Here is an 18,059-nt window from a genome sequence, read left to right as displayed (position 1 = left end):
AGAAGGTCGAGCGGATCGATATCCACCCTGACCATGCACAGTGACGCGCATCCCACGAAAAGGCCCGCCGACCACCGGGGCCGCCAGGTCACAGAAGGTCGAGCGGATCGATATCCACCCTGACCATGCACAGTGACGCGCATCCCACGAAAAGGCCCGCCGACCACCGAGATCGCCGGATCACAGAAGGTCGAGCGGGTCGACGTCCACCCTGACCATTTCGGCGGCCTTCCGCGCGGACCTGATTCCGGCCGCCCCCTTGAGGACCCTGGCCAGTTCGGCCCCCTTAGATTTGGGTGCCCGCAGAACCGCTCTCTCTTCGCCGGTACGACCCACCGGCACCGGCCCCAGCACCTCGACCCCCTCCGGAAGGGTCACCAGCCCGAGCATCTCGCGGATGGCCGAGGGCGGCCCCGTGAGCGTGGCAACATGGGTGACAGGCGGGAACCCGAGCTCGGCACGGTCACGCAGCTCGCGTTCGGCGTGCGTGACCGGATCCCACCGCACGAGCGCCTGGGTGACCGGCGCCCCCGCATCGGCCAGCACGACCACCTCACCACCGGGCCGGACGAGCGCGGCGGCGTTCAGCCACCTCCGCAGCGCCTCCTCGGCCGCCCGGAGGTCGGGCCGGCTGAGCATCGCCCACCCGTCGAGCAGCGCCGCGGCGGCATAACCGCCTTCGGCGACCGGCTCGGCCCCCGGCGTGGCCACCACGAGCGCCGGAGTGGAGGGCACGGATGCGAGCACCCCGTCGCGCCCCGACGTGGCGACCCTCGTCGAGGGAAACGCCCGCCCCAGCTCTTCGGCCGTCCTGCGCGCCCCCACGACGGCCGCTCGCAGCCGGGCGGACCCGCAGTTGTGGCAGCGCCAGTCGCCCGCGATCCGGCCGCACCAGCGGCAGTAGGGCGCCGCGTGCCCGTTGGTCAGCGCCAGCGGCCCGGAGCAGTTCATGCAGCCCGCGCGGCTACGGCAGTTCTGACAGTTCAACGCCGGAAGGTATCCCCGCCTGGGCACCTGCACCAGCACCGGCCCGCTCTCCAGCCCGGCCTTGAGCGCCCGCCAGGCGATGCTGGGAAGCCGCGCCGCCCTGGCGGCCTGGTCCCGCCCGAGCTCGGCGTCGTCACCGGAGGGCTTGACCCGAGGAGCCCACCGCCGAACCTCCTCGCGCGTGACGGTGAGCGGCTTCGCCCACCCGGTGGCGATCAGCCGCGTCCCCTCGGCGGTCCGGGCGTATCCCCCGATCAACATGGCCGCACCGGCGGCGTGCACCCGCGTGGCCAGGACCTCCCGGGCGTGCGGATAGGGCGCCAGCCGCTCGGAGTGCAGATCGTCCCCGTCGTCCCAAAGGACCGCGAGCCCGAGGTCCCGTACGGGCGCGAACGCCACCGCCCGGTTCCCCACGGCGACCCTCACCTCACCCCGAAGCACCCTGAGCCACCGCCGATACCGCTCAGCGGGCCCCAGATCAGCGGTGATGGCGACATGAGGCGTCGCCCCGAGCGCGGCCGCCACCATCGTGACGTCCTTCCCATCGGGCACGACGATCACGACCCCCCGCCCGGCCCCGACGGTCTGCTCGACAGCCTCCGCAACGGCCCCGGGCCAACTGGGCGGCCCCCCGGGCAGCGCGCCCCACACGGCCCGCACCGGCCGACCGTCACGAAGCGCGGCCAGAAACGCAAGCCCAGCGGGATAAGCCCCCCAGTAGTCACTGACCGGAGCACCCACCCCCTCCGGCGCATATCCGGAAATTTCGCGATCCGCACCGGTCACAGCTGAGGCCGCCACACGACCGGTGCCCGAAATTTCACGACCCGCACCAGCCACGTGTGGGGCCCCAGCACGCTCTCCGCCGGAAATTTCGGCATCCGTTCCACCAGAACCTTGGGCCTCATCCACCCCGAGACCCGAAATTTCACGACTCAAGCCGACTGCAGAAGAGGATGCGCCACCTTCCCCGCCCTGCGCCTCACGATCCGCACCAGCCCCGAACGAGGCCGCATCGGCGCCCTCGCCCGACACTTCAGAACCCGCACCCCGCGTCGCCCCATCCACAAATCCGGACGGCGGAAGAGCCTCACCGGCCGCGATCCCAGACGCACTACTCGCCGCATCGGAAGCACCTGGATGCGCGCCGACCGCGACCGAGGCCACGCCCGACCCCTCATCCGAAGTCTCAAGACTCGTGCCACGCGAAGCCAGACCCGCCGCATCCGGGCTCTCGATACCTGAGTCAGCCCCCACTCGAGACGCATGGCCGTCGGAGGCAGGAGTTTCGCCATCCGGGCCGACCACGAATGACGACGGACCAAGCTCCCCGCCCGATACTTCGCCATCTACACCGCCCGAGCCCTGAGCCCTATCCGCCCCGAGACCGGAAATTTCACGACCCACGCCACCCGCCGAGGAGGACGCCCCACCGCCCACACCCGAAATTTCGGCATCCGTGCCGCCTGGACTCGAAGCCCCATCCACCCCGGCACCCGAAACTTCACGCTGCGCACCATCCGTAGAGGGGGACGAGCTACCCTCCCCACCCGGCACCCCATGGCCCGCGCCGGCCTCCGAGCCAGGTGTTTCAGGGCTCGCACCCCGCGAAGCCAGCCCCACCCCATCCGCGAGACCTGACAGTCGAAGACCTTCGTCAGGCTCGGTCCCCGCACCGGAAACACCCAGATGCGCGCCGGACACAGCCGAAGCGCCCACACCGGCACCCGAAGCGTCGACACCAGAGTCAGCCCCGACCCCGGACACATCGCCCTCCGAGCCGGAAATCTCGCCCTCCGCGCCGACCACAGAAGACGCACCAAGTTCGCCCTCGGAGATCCTGACCGTCGCGGCAACCCCCGCCCGCCGACCCGAAGCCGCGGACTCACGCCCTTCAGCCCGGGCATGCCGAGGCGGAACCGCCAGCCGCAGCACGTCGGAAAGCGTCCCCGCATACCGGTCGGCCACCGCCCGCGCCAGGTCGGCGATCTCCGCCGTCAGCACCCGCTCCGGCGAGATCACCCGGTCAAGAAAGAGCAGCGCCCCCTGGTGCTCGCTCGACTCGACCCGCGACAGCAGGAAGGCATCGGTCAGCTTCCCCGCGAACCGCACCCGCACCCGCACCCCGGGCAGCGCCACGTCGGACAGTTCCGAAGGCACCAGATAGTCGAAGAGCCGGTCGAGATGCGGCAGCGGGTTGTCGACCACGACCCGCCCCACCGGCAGCCACGAAGCGGGCGTGAGCGCTCCGACGCCCCTCCCCCGCACCACGGGGGAAGGGACCGAGATCAGCGCCTCCTGCGAACCCTCGCTCACAAGGCCCAAGTCCTACCAGCACAAAGAAGGTCCCCGAGCCGAAGCCCGGGGACCTGGGGAAAACTACAGACCGGCGGCAGCGCGCAGCGCTCCGGCGCGGTCGGTCGACTCCCAGGAGAAGCCGTCGCGGCCGAAGTGGCCGTAGGCGGCGGTCTCGGAGTAGATCGGGCGCAGCAGGTCGAGGTCGCGGATGATCGCGGCCGGACGCAGGTCGAAGACCTGGAGCACGGCGGCCTGGATCGCGGCGATCTCGACGGTCTCGGTGCCGAACGTCTCGACGAACACACCGACGGGCTGGGCCTTGCCGATGGCGTAGGCGACCTGGACCTCGGCGCGGTCGGCGAGGCCGGCGGCGACGATGTTCTTGGCGACCCAGCGCATGGCGTAGGCGGCCGAGCGGTCGACCTTCGACGGGTCCTTGCCCGAGAAGGCGCCGCCGCCGTGGCGGGCCATGCCGCCGTAGGTGTCGACGATGATCTTGCGGCCGGTCAGGCCGGCGTCGCCCATGGGGCCGCCGATCTCGAAGCGGCCGGTCGGGTTGACCAGGAGGCGGTAGCCCTCCACCACGATGTCGAGGTCGGCCAGGACCGGCTCGACGACGTGCTCGCGGATGTCGGGGGCCAGCATCTCCTTGAGGTCGATCTCCGGAGCGTGCTGCGTGGACACGACGACGGTGTCGAGGCGGACGGGCTTGTCACCGTCGTACTCGATCGTGACCTGGGTCTTGCCGTCGGGGCGCAGGTAGGGGACGGTGCCGTTCTTGCGGACCTCGGACAGGCGGCGGGCCATGCGGTGGGCGAGCGTGATCGGCAGCGGCATCAGCTCGGGGGTCTCGCGGCAGGCGTACCCGAACATGAGGCCCTGGTCGCCGGCGCCCTGGCGGTCGAGGTCGTCGGCGAGGCCCTCGGCGCGGTGCTCGTAGGCGTCGTCGACGCCCTGCGCGATGTCGGGCGACTGGGCGCCGATCGAGACCGAGACGCCACAGGAGGCGCCGTCGAAGCCCTTGTGGGAGGCGTCGTAGCCGATCTCAAGGATCTTCTCCCGGATCACTCCGGGGATGTCGACGTAGGTCTCCGTCGTCACCTCTCCGGCGACGTGGACCTGGCCGGTGGTGATCATCGTCTCGACGGCGACTCGGCTCTTGGGGTCGTCCTTGAGCATGGCGTCGAGGATCGCGTCACTGATCTGGTCGGCGATCTTGTCGGGGTGGCCCTCGGTGACCGACTCGGAGGTGAACAGGCGACGGGACAACTCGTGGCTCCTCATGCAGCGGCTGCTGACGGCTAAATGGCTTCGCTGAGTGTAGCCGGACGAGCCTCACCCCCGCGAAACCGTCTCACGTTACAAATCAGGGAGGGGATCCCTCGGCAGGTCCCCCGGCGCGAACGCCTCGGCGTCCGCCGCCCCGACGACGGCGACGTACTCGTCGGCGACCTCGAACGACACGCCGCCGAGCTCGATGACGGGACCTGGCGAGAAATCGACGGGCCCGAGCCGGGTGCGGCGTGGATGACGCGCCCACACGGAAGCGGGCTCGTGGCGGCCGAACACCTTGGTGGCCAGCACCGTGATCGACCGGTCGGTCACCACGACGAGATAGCCGGCCCCGTTGGCGTAGGCCGGGAAGACGTAGCGCAGGTCCTCACCCGGCGGCAGCAGGGCGCGGCAGCGTTCCCGGATCGCGGCGGACACGGGCATCGCCATCTCCTTCATGTGCCCGGAGTCGGGGGCCCGTCCCGGAGGGACCAAACGGACCTTTTATGGGCCCCATTCCCTCTTTGTCCCGCGAACCGGCGCGTTACACCAGCCGGGCCGCGATGAGATCCCAGACGACCCCCGCGAGGTCGTCCTTGGGCCCGCGCGGAATCTCGACCGGATCCCCTCCCGCGACCAGAACGGTAGCCGCGTTGTCGGGCGTGCCGAAGGCGAGATTCTCCCCCACCTGGTTGACGACCAGCAGGTCACAGCCCTTCCGAGCCATCTTCGCCTGCCCGTTGGCGAGCACGTCGTCGGTCTCCGCGGCGAACCCCGCGATCACCGCGGGCGAGGGGACGCCGGCCCGCCGTCGCTCTCCGAGCTCCGCCAGGATGTCCGGGTTCTTGGTGAGATGGATGGCCTCGGGTTCGTCGCCGGTTTTCTTGATCTTCGTACGACTCGGCGCCACCGGCCGGAAGTCCGCCACGGCCGCCGCCATCACCACCACATCGGCCTCGACCGCCGCCGCGAGCACCTCCTCGCGCAGCTGCAACGCCGACTCCACCCGCACCAGATCGACCCCGGCGGGGTCCGGCAACGAGACGTTGGCCGCGACGAGCGTCACGGCGGCCCCGCGCGCGGCGGCGACCCGGGCCAGGGCGTACCCCTGCATCCCGGACGACCGGTTCCCGATGAACCGCACCGGATCGATCGCCTCCCGGGTCCCCCCTGCGGACACGACCACGCGCCGCCCGGCCAGATCGGGGACGACCCCCTTGAGCACGTTGCGGCAGACCTCGAAGATCGCCGAAGGGTCAGGCAGCCGCCCCTTACCGGAGTCGGCGCCGGTCAGCCGCCCCACGGCGGGCTCGATCACGATCGCCCCGCGCGCCCGGAGGGTCGCGACGTTGGCCCGGGTGGCCGGGTGCTCCCACATCTCGGTGTGCATCGCCGGCGCGAACACGACGGGACACCGCGCGGTCAGCAGCGTGTTGGTCAGCAGATCGGAGGCGAGCCCGTGAGCGGCCTTGGCGAGAATATCGGCGGTCGCGGGGGCCACCACGAGAAGATCGGCGTTCTGCCCGATCCGTACATGAGGAACCTCCTCCACGGAATCCCAGACCTCGGCCGAAACGGGATTCCCCGAAAGCGCCGCCCATGTCGGCTCTCCCACAAACCGCAAAGCATCCCGCGTAGGTACAACCCGGACAGAATGCCCCGATTCGGTAAACAACCGGAGAAGTTCACACGCCTTATAGACGGCGATCCCGGCCGAAACCCCCAACACCACCCGATTAGCCACGAGCCAAACCCTATCGACCGCCGAAAGACCCGCCCCGCCCGGCACCGCCGATGGTTCTTTTCTTCTTATCCGTTACGGCTCCGCCCACCCCGGCACCGCCCGCCGTTTCCGGCGGAACACCGTATCCGGCGCCAACCACCCGCTCCCGCTTCACCCCGTCACGAGTCATCTCAGGCGACAACACGTAAGAAGCGCGCGCCACGAACACTGGCACGCGCAGTCGAACGGGAAGGTGACGCTTAGACAGCACCCTCGATGGGCTCAGAGGTGAGGAGACCCTCGCTGACCTCGCGCAGGGCGATCGAAAGCGGCTTCTCCTGGGCGTGGGTCTCGACCAGGGGGCCGACGTACTCCAGGAGGCCTTCGCCCAGCTGGGAGTAGTAGGCGTTGATCTGGCGGGCCCGCTTGGCGCCCATGATCACCAGGCTGTACTTGCTGTCGACGACGTCGAGCAGCGAGTCGATCGACGGGTTGGTGATGCCCTCGGAATAGGCGGCGCTGGTGGTCACAGTGCGGGTCCCCTAGCTAGTCGGATCGTCAGCCATCAAATCTATCAGCCGCCGACATACCTCTTGCACCGACGTGTTGACAAGGGTGAGGTCGAACTCTTTCTCGGCCGCCATCTCGATCTGCCCGGCCTCGAGGCGGCGGGCGATCACGTCGGGTGGTTCGGTGCCTCGTCCGCGCAGGCGGCGTTCGAGCTCTTCCCACGTCGGCGGGGCGAGGAAGACGAGCAGGGCCTCGGGCATGCTGGCCCGGACCTGGCGTGCGCCCTGGAGGTCGATCTCCAGGAGGGTGGGTTCGCCGTTGGCCAGGCGTTCCTCGACCGCGGTGCGAGGGGTGCCGTAGCGGTTGCCGGCGAACTCGGCCCACTCAAGAAGGTCTCCACCGGCGATGAGCCGATCGAACTCGGCGTCGTCGGCGAAGTAATATTCCACGCCGTGGACCTCGCCGGGGCGGGGTTTCCGGGTGGTCACCGAGACCGACAGCCACACCTCTGGGTGTGCCCGCCGGAGCTCGGCGACGACCGTGGACTTGCCGACGCCGGACGGCCCTGAAAGGACCGTCAGGCGTGTCAGAGGCATGGAGCAACCGTATCGCGCCCCGTCCCCTCTGGCTTCCGCGGCCTCGTGAGCCGTGCTGCCGTCGGACCAGGACGTCGTGGTCACTCAATGCCCCCTGATGTCACGCGAACCCCGGCCACCCCGAGGGATGGCCGAAAGCGTACGCCTCAGCTTTCCGCGCCACCGAATTCGCGCTCCAGAGAAGCGCGCTGGTTGGCGCCAAGTCCACGCACGCGGCGGGATTCAGCGATGCCAAGACGTTCCATCAGCTGCTTGGCGCGGACCTTGCCCACGCCAGGGAGCGACTCAAGCAGAGCCGAGACCTTCATCTTGCCGATGACGTCATCGGTCTGCCCATCCTTGAGCACCTCGGCAAGAGACACCGCGCCATGCTTGAGGCGGTTCTTGACCTCAGCACGCTCCTTGCGGGCCTTCGCAGCCTTCTCAAGTGCTGCGGCGCGCTGCTCGGGGGTCAGGGGAGGAAGAGCCACGCCGGGTCACCTCGAATTTCTGTCGATGTACTCGGACGAGAGGGGAAATTAGCTGGTCCTTGCCCCTTCCGGCAACGTCAAGACCTGTTTCTAGCAAAGAAATTCAAATAAACTACGCCCCGTAATCGCGATTTAACTGTCCGTCGACGAAAACGGCCTCATCAGGGGCGGGACAGTGATGTGCGCCTCAGTGCCGCGGCGATGGCCGCGGCGGTCGCTCCGGGGTCCGCCGAGCCGGTGATCGGGCGTCCGATCACGAGGAGGTCGGCGCCGTCGGCAAGCGCTCTCTCGGGCGTCGCGACGCGGGCCTGGTCCTGGGAGTCGGCGCCCGCCGGGCGGACTCCGGGGGTGATGAGCGTGATCCCCTCCCCCACCTCGGCACGGACGGCCGCGACCTCCATGGGCGAGCAGACGAGCGCCTGGGCCCCCGCGCCCACCGCCAGGGCGGCGAGACGGCGTACGGCGTCCTGTGGCGGCCCCTGGAGGCCGATCGCGGCCAGGTCGGTCTCGGAGAGCGAGGTGAGCACCGTGACGGCCGCGATGCGCGTCTGAGGCGCGTTCTCGACGGCCGCGCGGATCATCGCGGCCCCGCCGGTCGCGTGGACGGTCAGGAACGCGGGCTTGAGCCTCGCCACGGCCTTGGTGGCGCCGGCGACGGTGTTCGGGATGTCGTGGAGCTTCAGGTCGAGGAAGACCTGCACGCCGCTGGCGCCTCGGACTGAGGCGATCACGTCCGGGCCGTACCGGAGATACAGTTCGAGCCCGACCTTGACGGTCGAGACGTGCGGGGTCACCAGGCTCGCCCAGCGGGCCGCGGTCTCCAGGTCGGGCGCGTCCAGGGCGACGGCGATGGGTGCGGGCGTCACAGGGAACTCTCCTCACGATCATTGCGGTGGGACGGGCGGTGGGCCAGGCCCACCGCGTCGGCGAGCCGGTCGAACCCGCGCTCCTGGAGGAGTTCCTCCAGCTCTCTCAGCACACGGTGACCGGCGTACGGGTCGTGGAACAGGACCGTACCCACCCCGACCGCGCACGCTCCGGCCAGGACCAGCTCAAGGGCGTCGCGCCCGCTCATGACGCCGCCCATGCCGATGACCGGGGTGCCGGGGAAGGCGGCGTGCACCTGCCAGACGCACTTGACGGCCAGCGGCCGGATGGCGGGCCCGGACAGCCCGCCGGTCCCTGCGGCCAGGGCCGGACGCATCCGGTCGACGTCGATGGCCATGCCGACCGGGTTGTTGATCATCGACAGGGCCTCGGCGCCGCCGTCGATGCACGCCTTGGCGATGGAGACCACGTCGGCCACGTCGGGCGCCAGCTTGGCGATCACGGGCAGGTCGTACCTGGCGGCGGTCCTGACCGCCGAGACGACCTCGCCCGCGGCCGAGGGGTCGCGCGCGAACACCCGGCCGCGGTCTTCGACGTTGGGGCAGGAAAGATTCACTTCGAGGGCGGTCACGCCCGGGGCGTCGGTGAGCTTGCGGGCCAGGGCGGAGAACTCGGCGACGCTGCCGCCGCCGATCGACACGACGGTGCGCACGCCGCGCTCGGCCAGCCAGGGCAGTTCCCTGCTCAGGAACGCCTCGATGCCCGGCCCCTGGAGCCCCACGGCGTTGAGAAGCCCTGAGGGCGTCTCGGCCATGCGGGGGGTGGGTCGGCCCGCCCGGGGCGACATCGTGATCGTAGGGGTCGTCAGAGCCCCGAGACGGGTCACGTCGGCGAAGGGGGCCAGCTCGCGGCCGGTCCCGGCGCAGCCGGAGGCGGTCAGGATCGGGTTGGGCAGCTCGACGTGCGCCAGGTACGTGCGCATGTCAGCGGGCACGGTCGCCTCCCGGCGCCCCGTGGGCGTCGAAGGGGATCGTGCCGAGGTCGCCGAACCTGACCCGTTCGCCCCGGAAGACCGGGCCGTCGACGCACGCCCTGGTCATGCGGGTGACGCCGTCGTCGCCGATCACGGGAACGGTGCAGGTCATGCAGATCCCGATGCCGCAGGCCATCAGCTCCTCGACGCTGACCTGCACGGGGATGTCGAGGTCGGCGCACACGGCGGTCACCCCGCCCAGCATGGCCATCGGCCCGCACGCGTAGACCACGTCGGCGTGCGTGTCGGCGATCACCCCGGGCAGGACGTCGACGACTGAACCGCGTACCCCCAATGAGCCGTCTCTGGTCGTGAGGGTCGCCGTCTCCGCCATGCGGCGGGCGCGGAGCGCGCCGAACACGCGGTCGGAGGACGCGGCGCCCAGCACGAAGTCGACCCGGCAGTTGCGCTGCTGCAGCACGTCGGCCAGGGCGAACAGCCCGGCGGCGCCGTATTCGGAGCCGACGAGCAGGCAGGAGGCGGGGTCGCGCGGGATCGGGAAGGGCCGCCCCAGCGGACCGATCAGGTCGAGCGGATCACGCGCCCGCCGGTCGGCCAGCCACGCCGTGCCGGGCCCGCGCACGGTGAAGACGAGCTCCACCGTGCCGCCGTAGTCGGGCTTCACGTCGTGGACGGCGAAGGCCCGGCGGGTGAGGGTGCTGGTGCGGGGCCCGCCCACCGCGACGGTGACGAAGTGGCCGGGCCGGAAGCGGTCGGCGATGCCCGGCGCGACGACGGTCAACGCGTGGTAGGCGTCGACCCGGCGCATGGTCAGCACCGTCCCCGTCACCTGCACCGGGCTCCCGGCCACGTCGTACTCCCTTGTCAGCCCCGCAGGCGCTGAGCGTGCTCCTGCAACGAACGCACGCCCACGTCGCCCCGGACGATGTGCTGGATCCCCTGCACCGCGGCGGCCAGACCCTGGACCGTCGTGATGCAGGCGATGCCGCGCAGCACGGCGGCGGTGCGGATCTCGTAGCCGTCGAGCCGCGGCCCGGCCTGGCCGGGGCTGCCGAACGGGGTGTTCACGATGAGGTCCACCTCCCCGTCGAGGATGCGCCGCACGATCGTCGGTTCGCCGTCGGCGCCCGGTCCGTCGCTCTGCTTTCGCACGATCTTGGCACGGACGCCGTTACGGCGCAGCACCTCAGCCGTACCCTCCGTCGCGAGGATCTCGAAGCCGAGCTCGGCGAGGGCCTTCACGGGGAAGATCATCGACCGCTTGTCCTTGTTGGCGACCGACACGAACGCCCTGCCCTTGGTGGGCAGACCGCCGTAGGCCGCCTGCTGCGACTTGGCGTAGGCGCTGCCGAACCCCTCGTCGATGCCCATGACCTCGCCGGTCGAGCGCATCTCGGGGCCGAGCACGATGTCGACGCCGCGGAAGCGGTCGAACGGCAGGACCGCCTCCTTGACCGCGATCGGCGAGTCCATCGGCAGGGTGCCGCCGTCACCGGAGGAGGGCAGCATGCCCTCGTCGCGGAGCCCGGCGATGGTGGCGCCCATCATCACCCGGGCCGCCGCCTTGGCCAGCGGCACCGCCGTGGCCTTGGAGACGAACGGGATCGTCCGGCTGGCGCGGGGGTTGGCCTCCAGGACGTACAGGACGTTGGCGGCCAGGGCGTACTGGACGTTGAGCAGGCCGCGGACCCCGACGCCCTTGGCGATGGCCTCGGTGGCGGTGCGGATGCGCTTGATGTCGTGGCTGCCCAGGGTGATCGGGGGCAGCGCGCAGGCCGAGTCGCCGGAGTGGATGCCGGCCTCCTCGATGTGCTCCATGACGCCGCCGAGGTAGAGCTCCTCGCCGTCGTACAGGGCGTCGACGTCGATCTCGATGGCGTCGTCGAGGAACTTGTCGATGAGCACCGGGTGGTCGGTCGCGGCCTTGCTCATGTACGTGGTCAGCGTGTCGTCGTCGTACACGATGGCCATCCCGGCGCCGCCGAGGACATAGCTGGGCCGCACGAGGACGGGGTAGCCGATCTCCTCGGCGATGGCGCGGGCCTCGTCCACGGACAGGGCGGTGCCGTGGCGCGGGGCGGGCAGACCGGCCTCGGCGAGGACCCGGCCGAACGCGCCGCGCTCCTCGGCGAGGTGGATGCTCTCGGGCGGCGTGCCGACGACCGGCACCCCGGCGTCCTTGAGCGCCTGCGCGAGCCCGAGCGGGGTCTGCCCGCCGAGCTGCACGATGACGCCCGCGACCGGCCCGGTGGCCTGTTCGGCGTGGACGACCTCGAGCACGTCCTCCAGCGTGAGCGGCTCGAAGTAGAGCCGGTCGGAGGTGTCGTAGTCGGTCGAGACGGTCTCGGGGTTGCAGTTGACCATGACGGTCTCGAACCCGGCCGCGGCCAGCTCGAACGAGGCGTGCACGCACGCGTAGTCGAACTCGATGCCCTGCCCGATGCGGTTCGGCCCGCTGCCCAGGATGATCACCTTGGGCCGGTCGCCGGACGGGACCTCGTTCTCCTCGTCGTAGGTGGAGTAGAGGTAGGGCGTCTTGGCGGCGAACTCCGCCGCGCAGGTGTCGACGGTGTTGTAGACCGGCCGCAGCCCGAGGGCGTGCCGCAGGTCGCGCACCCGCGACTCGTCGAGCCCGAGGATCTCGCCGATCTGGACGTCGGAGAAGCCGTGCTCCTTGGCCGTCTTCAGCGTCGGCCCGTCGAACTCCTGGATGCCGGTGGCCACCTCGTGGATGAGGAACAGCTGGTCGAGGAACCACGGGTCGATCTTCGTCGCCTCGAACAGCTCGTCGAGGGTGGCCCCGGCGCGGATGGCCTGCTGGATCGTCCACAGGCGGCCGTCGTGGGGAACCCGCATCTTCTGGAGCAGGGCGTCCTTCGCCAGGACCGGCCCGGCCCACGAGAACTGCGAGCCCTTCTTCTCCAGCGAGCGCTGCGCCTTCTGGAGCGCCTCGGGGAAGGAGCGCCCGATGGCCATGGCCTCGCCGACCGACTTCATGTGGGTCGTGAGGGTCTGGTCGGCCCCGGCGAACTTCTCGAACGCGAAGCGCGGGATCTTCACGACCACGTAGTCGAGCGACGGCTCGAAGGAGGCCGGGGTCTCCTTGGTGATGTCGTTGGGCACCTCGTCGAGCGTGTAGCCGACGGCCAGCTTCGCGGCGATCTTGGCGATCGGGAAGCCGGTGGCCTTGGAGGCCAGCGCGGACGACCGCGACACCCGGGGGTTCATCTCGATCACGATCATGCGGCCCGTCTTCGGGTCGATCGCGAACTGGATGTTGCAGCCGCCGGTGTCGACGCCGACCTCGCGGATGACCGCGATCGCGACGTCGCGCATGTTCTGGTATTCGCGGTCGGTCAGCGTCATCGCGGGCGCGACGGTGACCGAGTCGCCGGTGTGCACGCCCATCGGGTCGATGTTCTCGATCGAGCAGACGATGACGACGTTGTCGGCCTTGTCGCGCATCACCTCCAGCTCGAACTCCTTCCAGCCGAGGATCGACTCCTCCAGGAGGACCTCGGTGGTTGGCGAGGCGTCGAGCCCGGCCCCGGCGATGCGCCGCAGGTCGGCCTCGTCGTGGGCGAACCCGCTTCCGGCCCCGCCCATGGTGAAGGAGGGCCGGACCACGACGGGGTAGCCCAGCTTTTCCGCACCCGCGAGGCATTCGTCCATCGTGTGGCAGATCACGCTGCGGGCCGACTCGGCGTTGAGGCCGTGGTCTTCGGCGACCTTGGCGACGATCTGCTTGAAGATCTGGCGGTTCTCACCGGCCTGGATGGCGTCGAAGTCGGCGCCGATGAGCTCGACGTCGTAACGGGCCAGGATGCCCTGCTCGTGGAGGGCGACGGCGGCGTTGAGCGCCGTCTGGCCGCCGAGCGTGGGCAGGAGCGCGTCGGGGCGCTCCTTGGCGATGATCTTCTCGATGATGTCCGGAGTGATCGGCTCGACGTACGTCGCGTCGGCGAACTCCGGGTCGGTCATGATCGTGGCCGGGTTGCTGTTGACCAGGATCACCCGGAAGCCCTCGGCGCGCAGCACGCGGCAGGCCTGGGTGCCCGAGTAGTCGAACTCGCAGGCCTGCCCGATGACGATCGGCCCGGAGCCGATCACCATGATCGACTGGATATCCGTTCGCTTAGGCACCCATGACCTCACAGAACTCGTCGAACAGGTAGGCCGCGTCGTGGGGTCCGGCGGCGGCCTCGGGGTGGTACTGCACGCTGAACACGGGCCGGTCGAGCAGCCGCAGGCCCTCGACGCAGTCGTCGTTCAGGTTGACGTGGCTGACTTCGGCCCGCCCGTAGGGGGTGTCGAAGGGCCCGTCGAGGGGGGCGTCGACGGCGAAGCCGTGGTTGTGGGCGCTGATCTCGACCTTGCCCGTGCGGCGGTCCTGAACGGGCTGGTTGACGCCGCGGTGGCCGTAGCGGAGCTTGTAGGTCCCGAGCCCCAGCGCGCGGCCGAGGATCTGGTTCCCGAAGCAGATGCCGAAGAACGGCTTCCCCGCGTCGAGGACTTTTTTCAGGGTCTCCACCGCGTGGTCGGCGGCGGCGGGGTCGCCGGGGCCGTTCGAGAAGAAGACCCCGTCGGGGTTCAGCGCGAGGATCTCCTCGGCCGTCACGGTCGCGGGGAGGACGTGCACCTCGCAGCCGCGCTCGGCCATGCGGTGGGGCGTCATGCCCTTGATGCCGAGGTCGACGGCGGCGACGGTGAACTTCTTCTCGCCGATCGCCGGGACCACGTAGGTCTCGGTGGTCGCGACCTCGGCCGCGAGGTCGGCTCCGGTCATCTCAGGGCTCTTCCGAACCCTTTCGACCAGTTCCTGTACGGGAGCAAGCGCGCTCCCCGAGAACACGCCCGCCCGCATCGCGCCCCGCTCACGCAGGTGGCGGGTGAGGGCGCGGGTGCCGCGCATGGCGATGCCGACCACGCCCTGCTCGCGCAGGTAGTCGTCGAGCGACCGGTTGGCGCGCCAGTTGGAGTGGACCCGGGCGGGCTCGCGGACGACGTAGCCCGCCACCCAGACGCGGCCCGACTCGGGGTCTTCGTCGTTGACGCCGGTGTTGCCGATGTGCGGCGCCGTCATCGCGACGATCTGACGGTGGTAGGACGGGTCGGTGAGGGTCTCCTGGTAACCGGTCATCCCGGTGTTGAAGACCATCTCGCCGAAGGTCTCACCGACGGCCCCGTAGGGCACGCCTTCGAAGACGCGACCGTCTTCCAGAACCAAAAGAGCGGTCATACAAGCTTCCCATCAAGAACGGTGGGGCGACCCCGCAGGAAGGTCGCCATGACGCGGCCGGGCAGGGTCAGGCCCTCGTAGGGCGTGTTGCGGCTGCGGGACACCATCGCCGTCGGGTCGACCGGGGTGCGGACCGCCGGGTCGTACAGGGTGATGTTCGCGGGGGCGCCGACCTCAAGGGGCAGCCCCTGCCCCGACAGGCGGCCGATACGCGCGGGGCGGACCGACATGCGGTCGGCGACCCCGGCCCAGTCGAGCAGCCCGGTCTCGACCATGGCCTCCTGGACGACGCTCAGCGCGGTCTCCAGGCCGATCATGCCCATGGCCGCCGCGGCCCACTCGGTCTCCTTGTCTTCGACCGGGTGGGGGGCGTGGTCGGTCGCGACGCAGTCGATCGTGCCGTCGGCGAGGGCCTCGCGCAGGGCGGTGACGTCGTCGTGGGTGCGCAGCGGCGGGTTGACCTTGTAGATCGGGTTGTACGGGCCCACCGGCGACGCCTCGGCGCACGCGTCGGTCAGCAGCAGGTGGTGGGGGGTGACCTCGGCGGTCACGTTCCAGCCCTTGGACTTGGCCCACCGGATGATCTCGACGGACCCGGCCGTCGACACGTGGCAGACGTGCAGCCGCGACCCGACGTGGGCGGCGAGCAGGCAGTCACGCGCGATGATCGCCTCTTCGGCGACCGCCGGCCAGCCGGTGAGCCCGAGCCGCCCCGAGACCTCGCCCTCGTTGAGCTGGGCGCCCTCGGTCAGGCGCGGCTCCTGGGCGTGCTGGGCGACGACTCCGTCGAAGGCCTTCACGTATTCGAGCGCCCGGCGCATCAGCACGGCGTCGCTGACGCACTTGCCGTCGTCGGAGAACACCCGTACACGAGCCTGGGAGTCGGCCATGGCACCGAGCTCGGCCAGGTGCTTGCCCTCCAGCCCGCTGGTCACCGCGCCGACGGGGTGGACGTCGCAGTGACCGGCCTCCTGGCCGCGCCGCCAGACCTGCTCGACCACACCGGCCGTGTCGGCCACGGGCGAGGTGTTGGCCATCGCGTGGACGGCGGTGAAACCGCCCCTGGCGGCGGCGCGGGTGCCCGTCTCGACGGTCTCGGCGTCTTCGCGGCCGGGCTCGCGCAGGTGGGTGTGCAGGTCGACGAGGCCCGGCAGGGCGATGAGCCCCTCGGCCTCGATGACGGTCTCGCCGCCGAGCCCGGCGCCGATCTCGGAGATCAGCCCGTTCGCGATGAGGATGTCGCGGGGTTCGCCGCCCAGAATGCGGGCGTTCCTGATCACGATCACTGGTTCTCGCCTCCGATGAGCAGGTAGAGCGCGGCCATCCGCACGGTGACCCCGTTGCCGACCTGCTCGACGATGGTCGACCGGGGAGAGTCGGCCACCTCGGCGGAGATCTCCATGCCCCGGTTCATCGGCCCGGGGTGCATCACGATCGCGTCGTCGTGGAGCTTGGCGAAGCGGTCGCGGTCGAGGCCGTAGCGGCGGCTGTATTCGCGCGCGCTGGGGAAGTAGGCGGCGTTCATGCGTTCGAGCTGCACGCGCAGCATCATCACGACGTCGGCCTTGGGGAGGACGGCGTCGAGGTCGTAGGACACCTGGCAGGGCCAGCGCTCCACCGAGACCGGCAGCAGCGTGGGCGGCGCGACCAGGGTCACCTCGGCGCCGAGGGTGGACAGCAGCAGCACGTTGGAGCGGGCGACCCGGCTGTGCAGGATGTCGCCCACGATGGCGACCTTGAGGCCGTCGATGCGGCCCAGGCGCTGGCGCATCGAGAAGGCGTCGAGGAGCGCCTGGGTGGGGTGCTCGTGGGTGCCGTCGCCGGCGTTCAGCACGCTCCCCCGCACCCAGGTGGCCAGGCGGTGGGGCGCGCCGGAGGCCGGGTGGCGGATGACCACGGCGTCGGCGCCCATGGCCTCCAGGGTCAGCGCGGTGTCCTTGAGCGACTCGCCCTTGGAGACGCTCGACCCCTTCGCCGAGAAGTTGATCACATCGGCCGACAGGCGCTTGGCGGCGGCCTCGAAGGAGATCCGGGTGCGGGTGCTGTCCTCGAAGAACAGGTTCACGACGGTCCGCCCGCGCAGCGTCGGCAGCTTCTTGATGGAGCGCCCGGAGACCCGGGCCAGCTCTTCGGCGGTGTCGAGGATCAGCAGGGCCTCATCGCGCGTGAGGTCGCCGGCGGAGATCAGGTGCTTCACTTCGCGGCCCCCTTCAGCAGCTCGACGGCGTCGCGGCCGTCGATCTCGGAGAGCAGGACCTTGACCTTCTCGCTCTTGGCGGTCGGCAGGTTCTTGCCGACGTAGTCGGCCCGGATCGGCAGCTCGCGGTGACCCCGGTCGACCAGGGTGGCCAGCTGCACGGTCTTCGGACGGCCGATGTCGTTGAGGGCGTCGAGCGCGGCCCTGACCGTACGGCCGGAGAAGAGCACGTCGTCGACCAGGACGACGGTCTTGCCGTCGATCCCCCCGGCCGGGACGTCGGTCTTCCCGAGGGGCCGGGCCGGGCCGAGGCGGAGGTCGTCGCGGTACATCGTGATGTCGATCGAGCCGACCGGAACCTTCACGCCCTCGAACTGGGCCACGCGCTCGGCGAGCCGGTGGGCGAGGGTGGCGCCACGGGTGGGGATGCCGAGAAGGACGACGTCGGAGGCGCCCCGGGTCCGCTCGAGGATCTCGTGGGCGATCCGGGTGAGCGCCCGGTGTATGTCCGGTCCTTCGAGCACGGCCCTGGCTACGTGATTTTGGGCATGCGTCATCGGATAGTTCACCGCCTTTCCCGCCTCACAGGACGGGTCTTAAAAGGGTGTCTGGCCACCGAAACCCTACCAGGCCCCCTGCCGCCGCCTGCGGGGACGGGTCCCATGGCAGGTAGGAGGCCGACCGCAGATCAGCGCCCGAAATCCGAAGGATGTTCGGTTCCCGACGAGAGCACGGTTTCGCCATCTTTTCCCAATCGACTTGACCTTTGACTGTGGCGGCTTTACCGTCACTGTCCGTAACCACAACTCTCGACCTTCCTGGGTAAAACCCGACGCAACGGTCACCGTTGGTACCTGCCCCCAGGTGCCGCACCCGGTGAACCGGGCATACGGGACGTGGGCACACAATCAAGTAAGAACAGACATAGAAAGCCGGGGGCCCAAA

General features: G+C 70.2%; 14 protein-coding genes and 2 pseudogenes. All 16 read right to left on the bottom strand.

Annotation, left to right across the window (positions count from 1 at the left end; genetic code table 11):
- Nucleotides 1-180: 180 nt before the first annotated feature.
- Nucleotides 181-1,704: pseudogene (locus ACYQ78_RS02715) on the bottom strand (primosome assembly protein PriA); the annotation flags it as partial.
- Between the two features lie 1,209 nt (nucleotides 1,705-2,913).
- Nucleotides 2,914-3,195, bottom strand: a pseudogene (locus tag ACYQ78_RS02710) (primosomal protein N' family DNA-binding protein); the annotation flags it as partial.
- 171 nt (nucleotides 3,196-3,366) lie between these two features.
- Nucleotides 3,367-4,554 (bottom strand): methionine adenosyltransferase, encoded by a 1,188-nt coding sequence (gene metK, locus ACYQ78_RS02705; protein WP_061299116.1) that lies wholly within the window; start codon nucleotides 4,552-4,554, stop codon nucleotides 3,367-3,369.
- Nucleotides 4,555-4,644: 90 nt separating this feature from the next.
- Complete coding sequence (locus ACYQ78_RS02700) at nucleotides 4,645-5,001, bottom strand: hypothetical protein (protein WP_459799034.1); 357 nt, start codon at nucleotides 4,999-5,001, stop codon at nucleotides 4,645-4,647.
- A gap of 100 nt (nucleotides 5,002-5,101) precedes the next feature.
- Nucleotides 5,102-6,301 (bottom strand): bifunctional phosphopantothenoylcysteine decarboxylase/phosphopantothenate--cysteine ligase CoaBC, encoded by a 1,200-nt coding sequence (gene coaBC / locus ACYQ78_RS02695; protein ID WP_459799033.1) that lies wholly within the window; start codon nucleotides 6,299-6,301, stop codon nucleotides 5,102-5,104.
- A gap of 239 nt (nucleotides 6,302-6,540) precedes the next feature.
- The gene (gene rpoZ / locus ACYQ78_RS02690; protein ID WP_061299114.1) at nucleotides 6,541-6,810 is read right to left on the bottom strand and encodes a DNA-directed RNA polymerase subunit omega; all 270 of its coding nucleotides are present in this window, start codon (nucleotides 6,808-6,810) and stop codon (nucleotides 6,541-6,543) included.
- A 12-nt stretch (nucleotides 6,811-6,822) separates the two neighbouring features.
- Nucleotides 6,823-7,386 (bottom strand): guanylate kinase, encoded by a 564-nt coding sequence (gmk, locus tag ACYQ78_RS02685; protein WP_459799032.1) that lies wholly within the window; start codon nucleotides 7,384-7,386, stop codon nucleotides 6,823-6,825.
- Nucleotides 7,387-7,532: 146 nt separating this feature from the next.
- Nucleotides 7,533-7,856, bottom strand: coding sequence for an integration host factor, actinobacterial type (gene mihF, locus ACYQ78_RS02680; protein ID WP_030450375.1), 324 nt, complete (start codon nucleotides 7,854-7,856; stop codon nucleotides 7,533-7,535).
- A gap of 161 nt (nucleotides 7,857-8,017) precedes the next feature.
- Nucleotides 8,018-8,722: an orotidine-5'-phosphate decarboxylase gene (gene pyrF, locus ACYQ78_RS02675; RefSeq protein ID WP_459799031.1), complete on the bottom strand. Its 705-nt coding sequence runs from the start codon at nucleotides 8,720-8,722 to the stop codon at nucleotides 8,018-8,020.
- Entirely contained in the window at nucleotides 8,719-9,678 is a 960-nt protein-coding gene (locus tag ACYQ78_RS02670) for a dihydroorotate dehydrogenase (RefSeq protein ID WP_459799030.1), read from the bottom strand. The genes pyrF and ACYQ78_RS02670 overlap by 4 nt, the downstream gene beginning before the upstream one ends.
- A complete protein-coding gene (locus ACYQ78_RS02665; RefSeq protein WP_459799737.1) occupies nucleotides 9,668-10,486 on the bottom strand; it encodes a dihydroorotate dehydrogenase electron transfer subunit in 819 nt (272 codons plus the stop codon). Before ACYQ78_RS02665 ends, ACYQ78_RS02670 begins: the two co-directional genes overlap by 11 nt.
- A 56-nt stretch (nucleotides 10,487-10,542) precedes the next feature.
- Complete coding sequence (gene carB, locus ACYQ78_RS02660) at nucleotides 10,543-13,821, bottom strand: carbamoyl-phosphate synthase large subunit (protein ID WP_459799029.1); 3,279 nt, start codon at nucleotides 13,819-13,821, stop codon at nucleotides 10,543-10,545.
- A complete protein-coding gene (gene carA / locus ACYQ78_RS02655) occupies nucleotides 13,814-14,917 on the bottom strand; it encodes a glutamine-hydrolyzing carbamoyl-phosphate synthase small subunit (RefSeq protein ID WP_459799028.1) in 1,104 nt (367 codons plus the stop codon). The genes carB and carA overlap by 8 nt, the downstream gene beginning before the upstream one ends.
- Complete coding sequence (locus ACYQ78_RS02650; protein ID WP_459799027.1) at nucleotides 14,914-16,203, bottom strand: dihydroorotase; 1,290 nt, start codon at nucleotides 16,201-16,203, stop codon at nucleotides 14,914-14,916. The genes carA and ACYQ78_RS02650 overlap by 4 nt, the downstream gene beginning before the upstream one ends.
- Nucleotides 16,200-17,114, bottom strand: coding sequence for an aspartate carbamoyltransferase catalytic subunit (locus tag ACYQ78_RS02645; protein WP_459799026.1), 915 nt, complete (start codon nucleotides 17,112-17,114; stop codon nucleotides 16,200-16,202). The genes ACYQ78_RS02650 and ACYQ78_RS02645 overlap by 4 nt, the downstream gene beginning before the upstream one ends.
- Nucleotides 17,111-17,638, bottom strand: coding sequence for a bifunctional pyr operon transcriptional regulator/uracil phosphoribosyltransferase PyrR (gene pyrR, locus ACYQ78_RS02640; protein ID WP_459799025.1), 528 nt, complete (start codon nucleotides 17,636-17,638; stop codon nucleotides 17,111-17,113). The genes ACYQ78_RS02645 and pyrR overlap by 4 nt, the downstream gene beginning before the upstream one ends.
- Between the last annotated feature and the right edge of the window lie 421 nt (nucleotides 17,639-18,059).

It is taken from the genome of Herbidospora sp. RD11066, assembly GCF_054661255.1.
This window is presented reverse-complemented; position numbering and strand designations above follow the sequence as displayed.

Bases quoted from the DNA above. Each gene is read 5' to 3' on its own strand.
- gmk (WP_459799032.1), bottom strand. From the start codon at position 7,386: ATGCCTCTGACACGCCTGACGGTCCTTTCAGGGCCGTCCGGCGTCGGC.
- carA (WP_459799028.1), bottom strand. From the start codon at position 14,917: ATGACCGCTCTTTTGGTTCTGGAAGACGGTCGCGTCTTCGAAGGCGTG.
- ACYQ78_RS02665 (WP_459799737.1), bottom strand. From the start codon at position 10,486: ATGCGCCGGGTCGACGCCTACCACGCGTTGACCGTCGTCGCGCCGGGC.
- ACYQ78_RS02700 (WP_459799034.1), bottom strand. From the start codon at position 5,001: ATGCCCGTGTCCGCCGCGATCCGGGAACGCTGCCGCGCCCTGCTGCCG.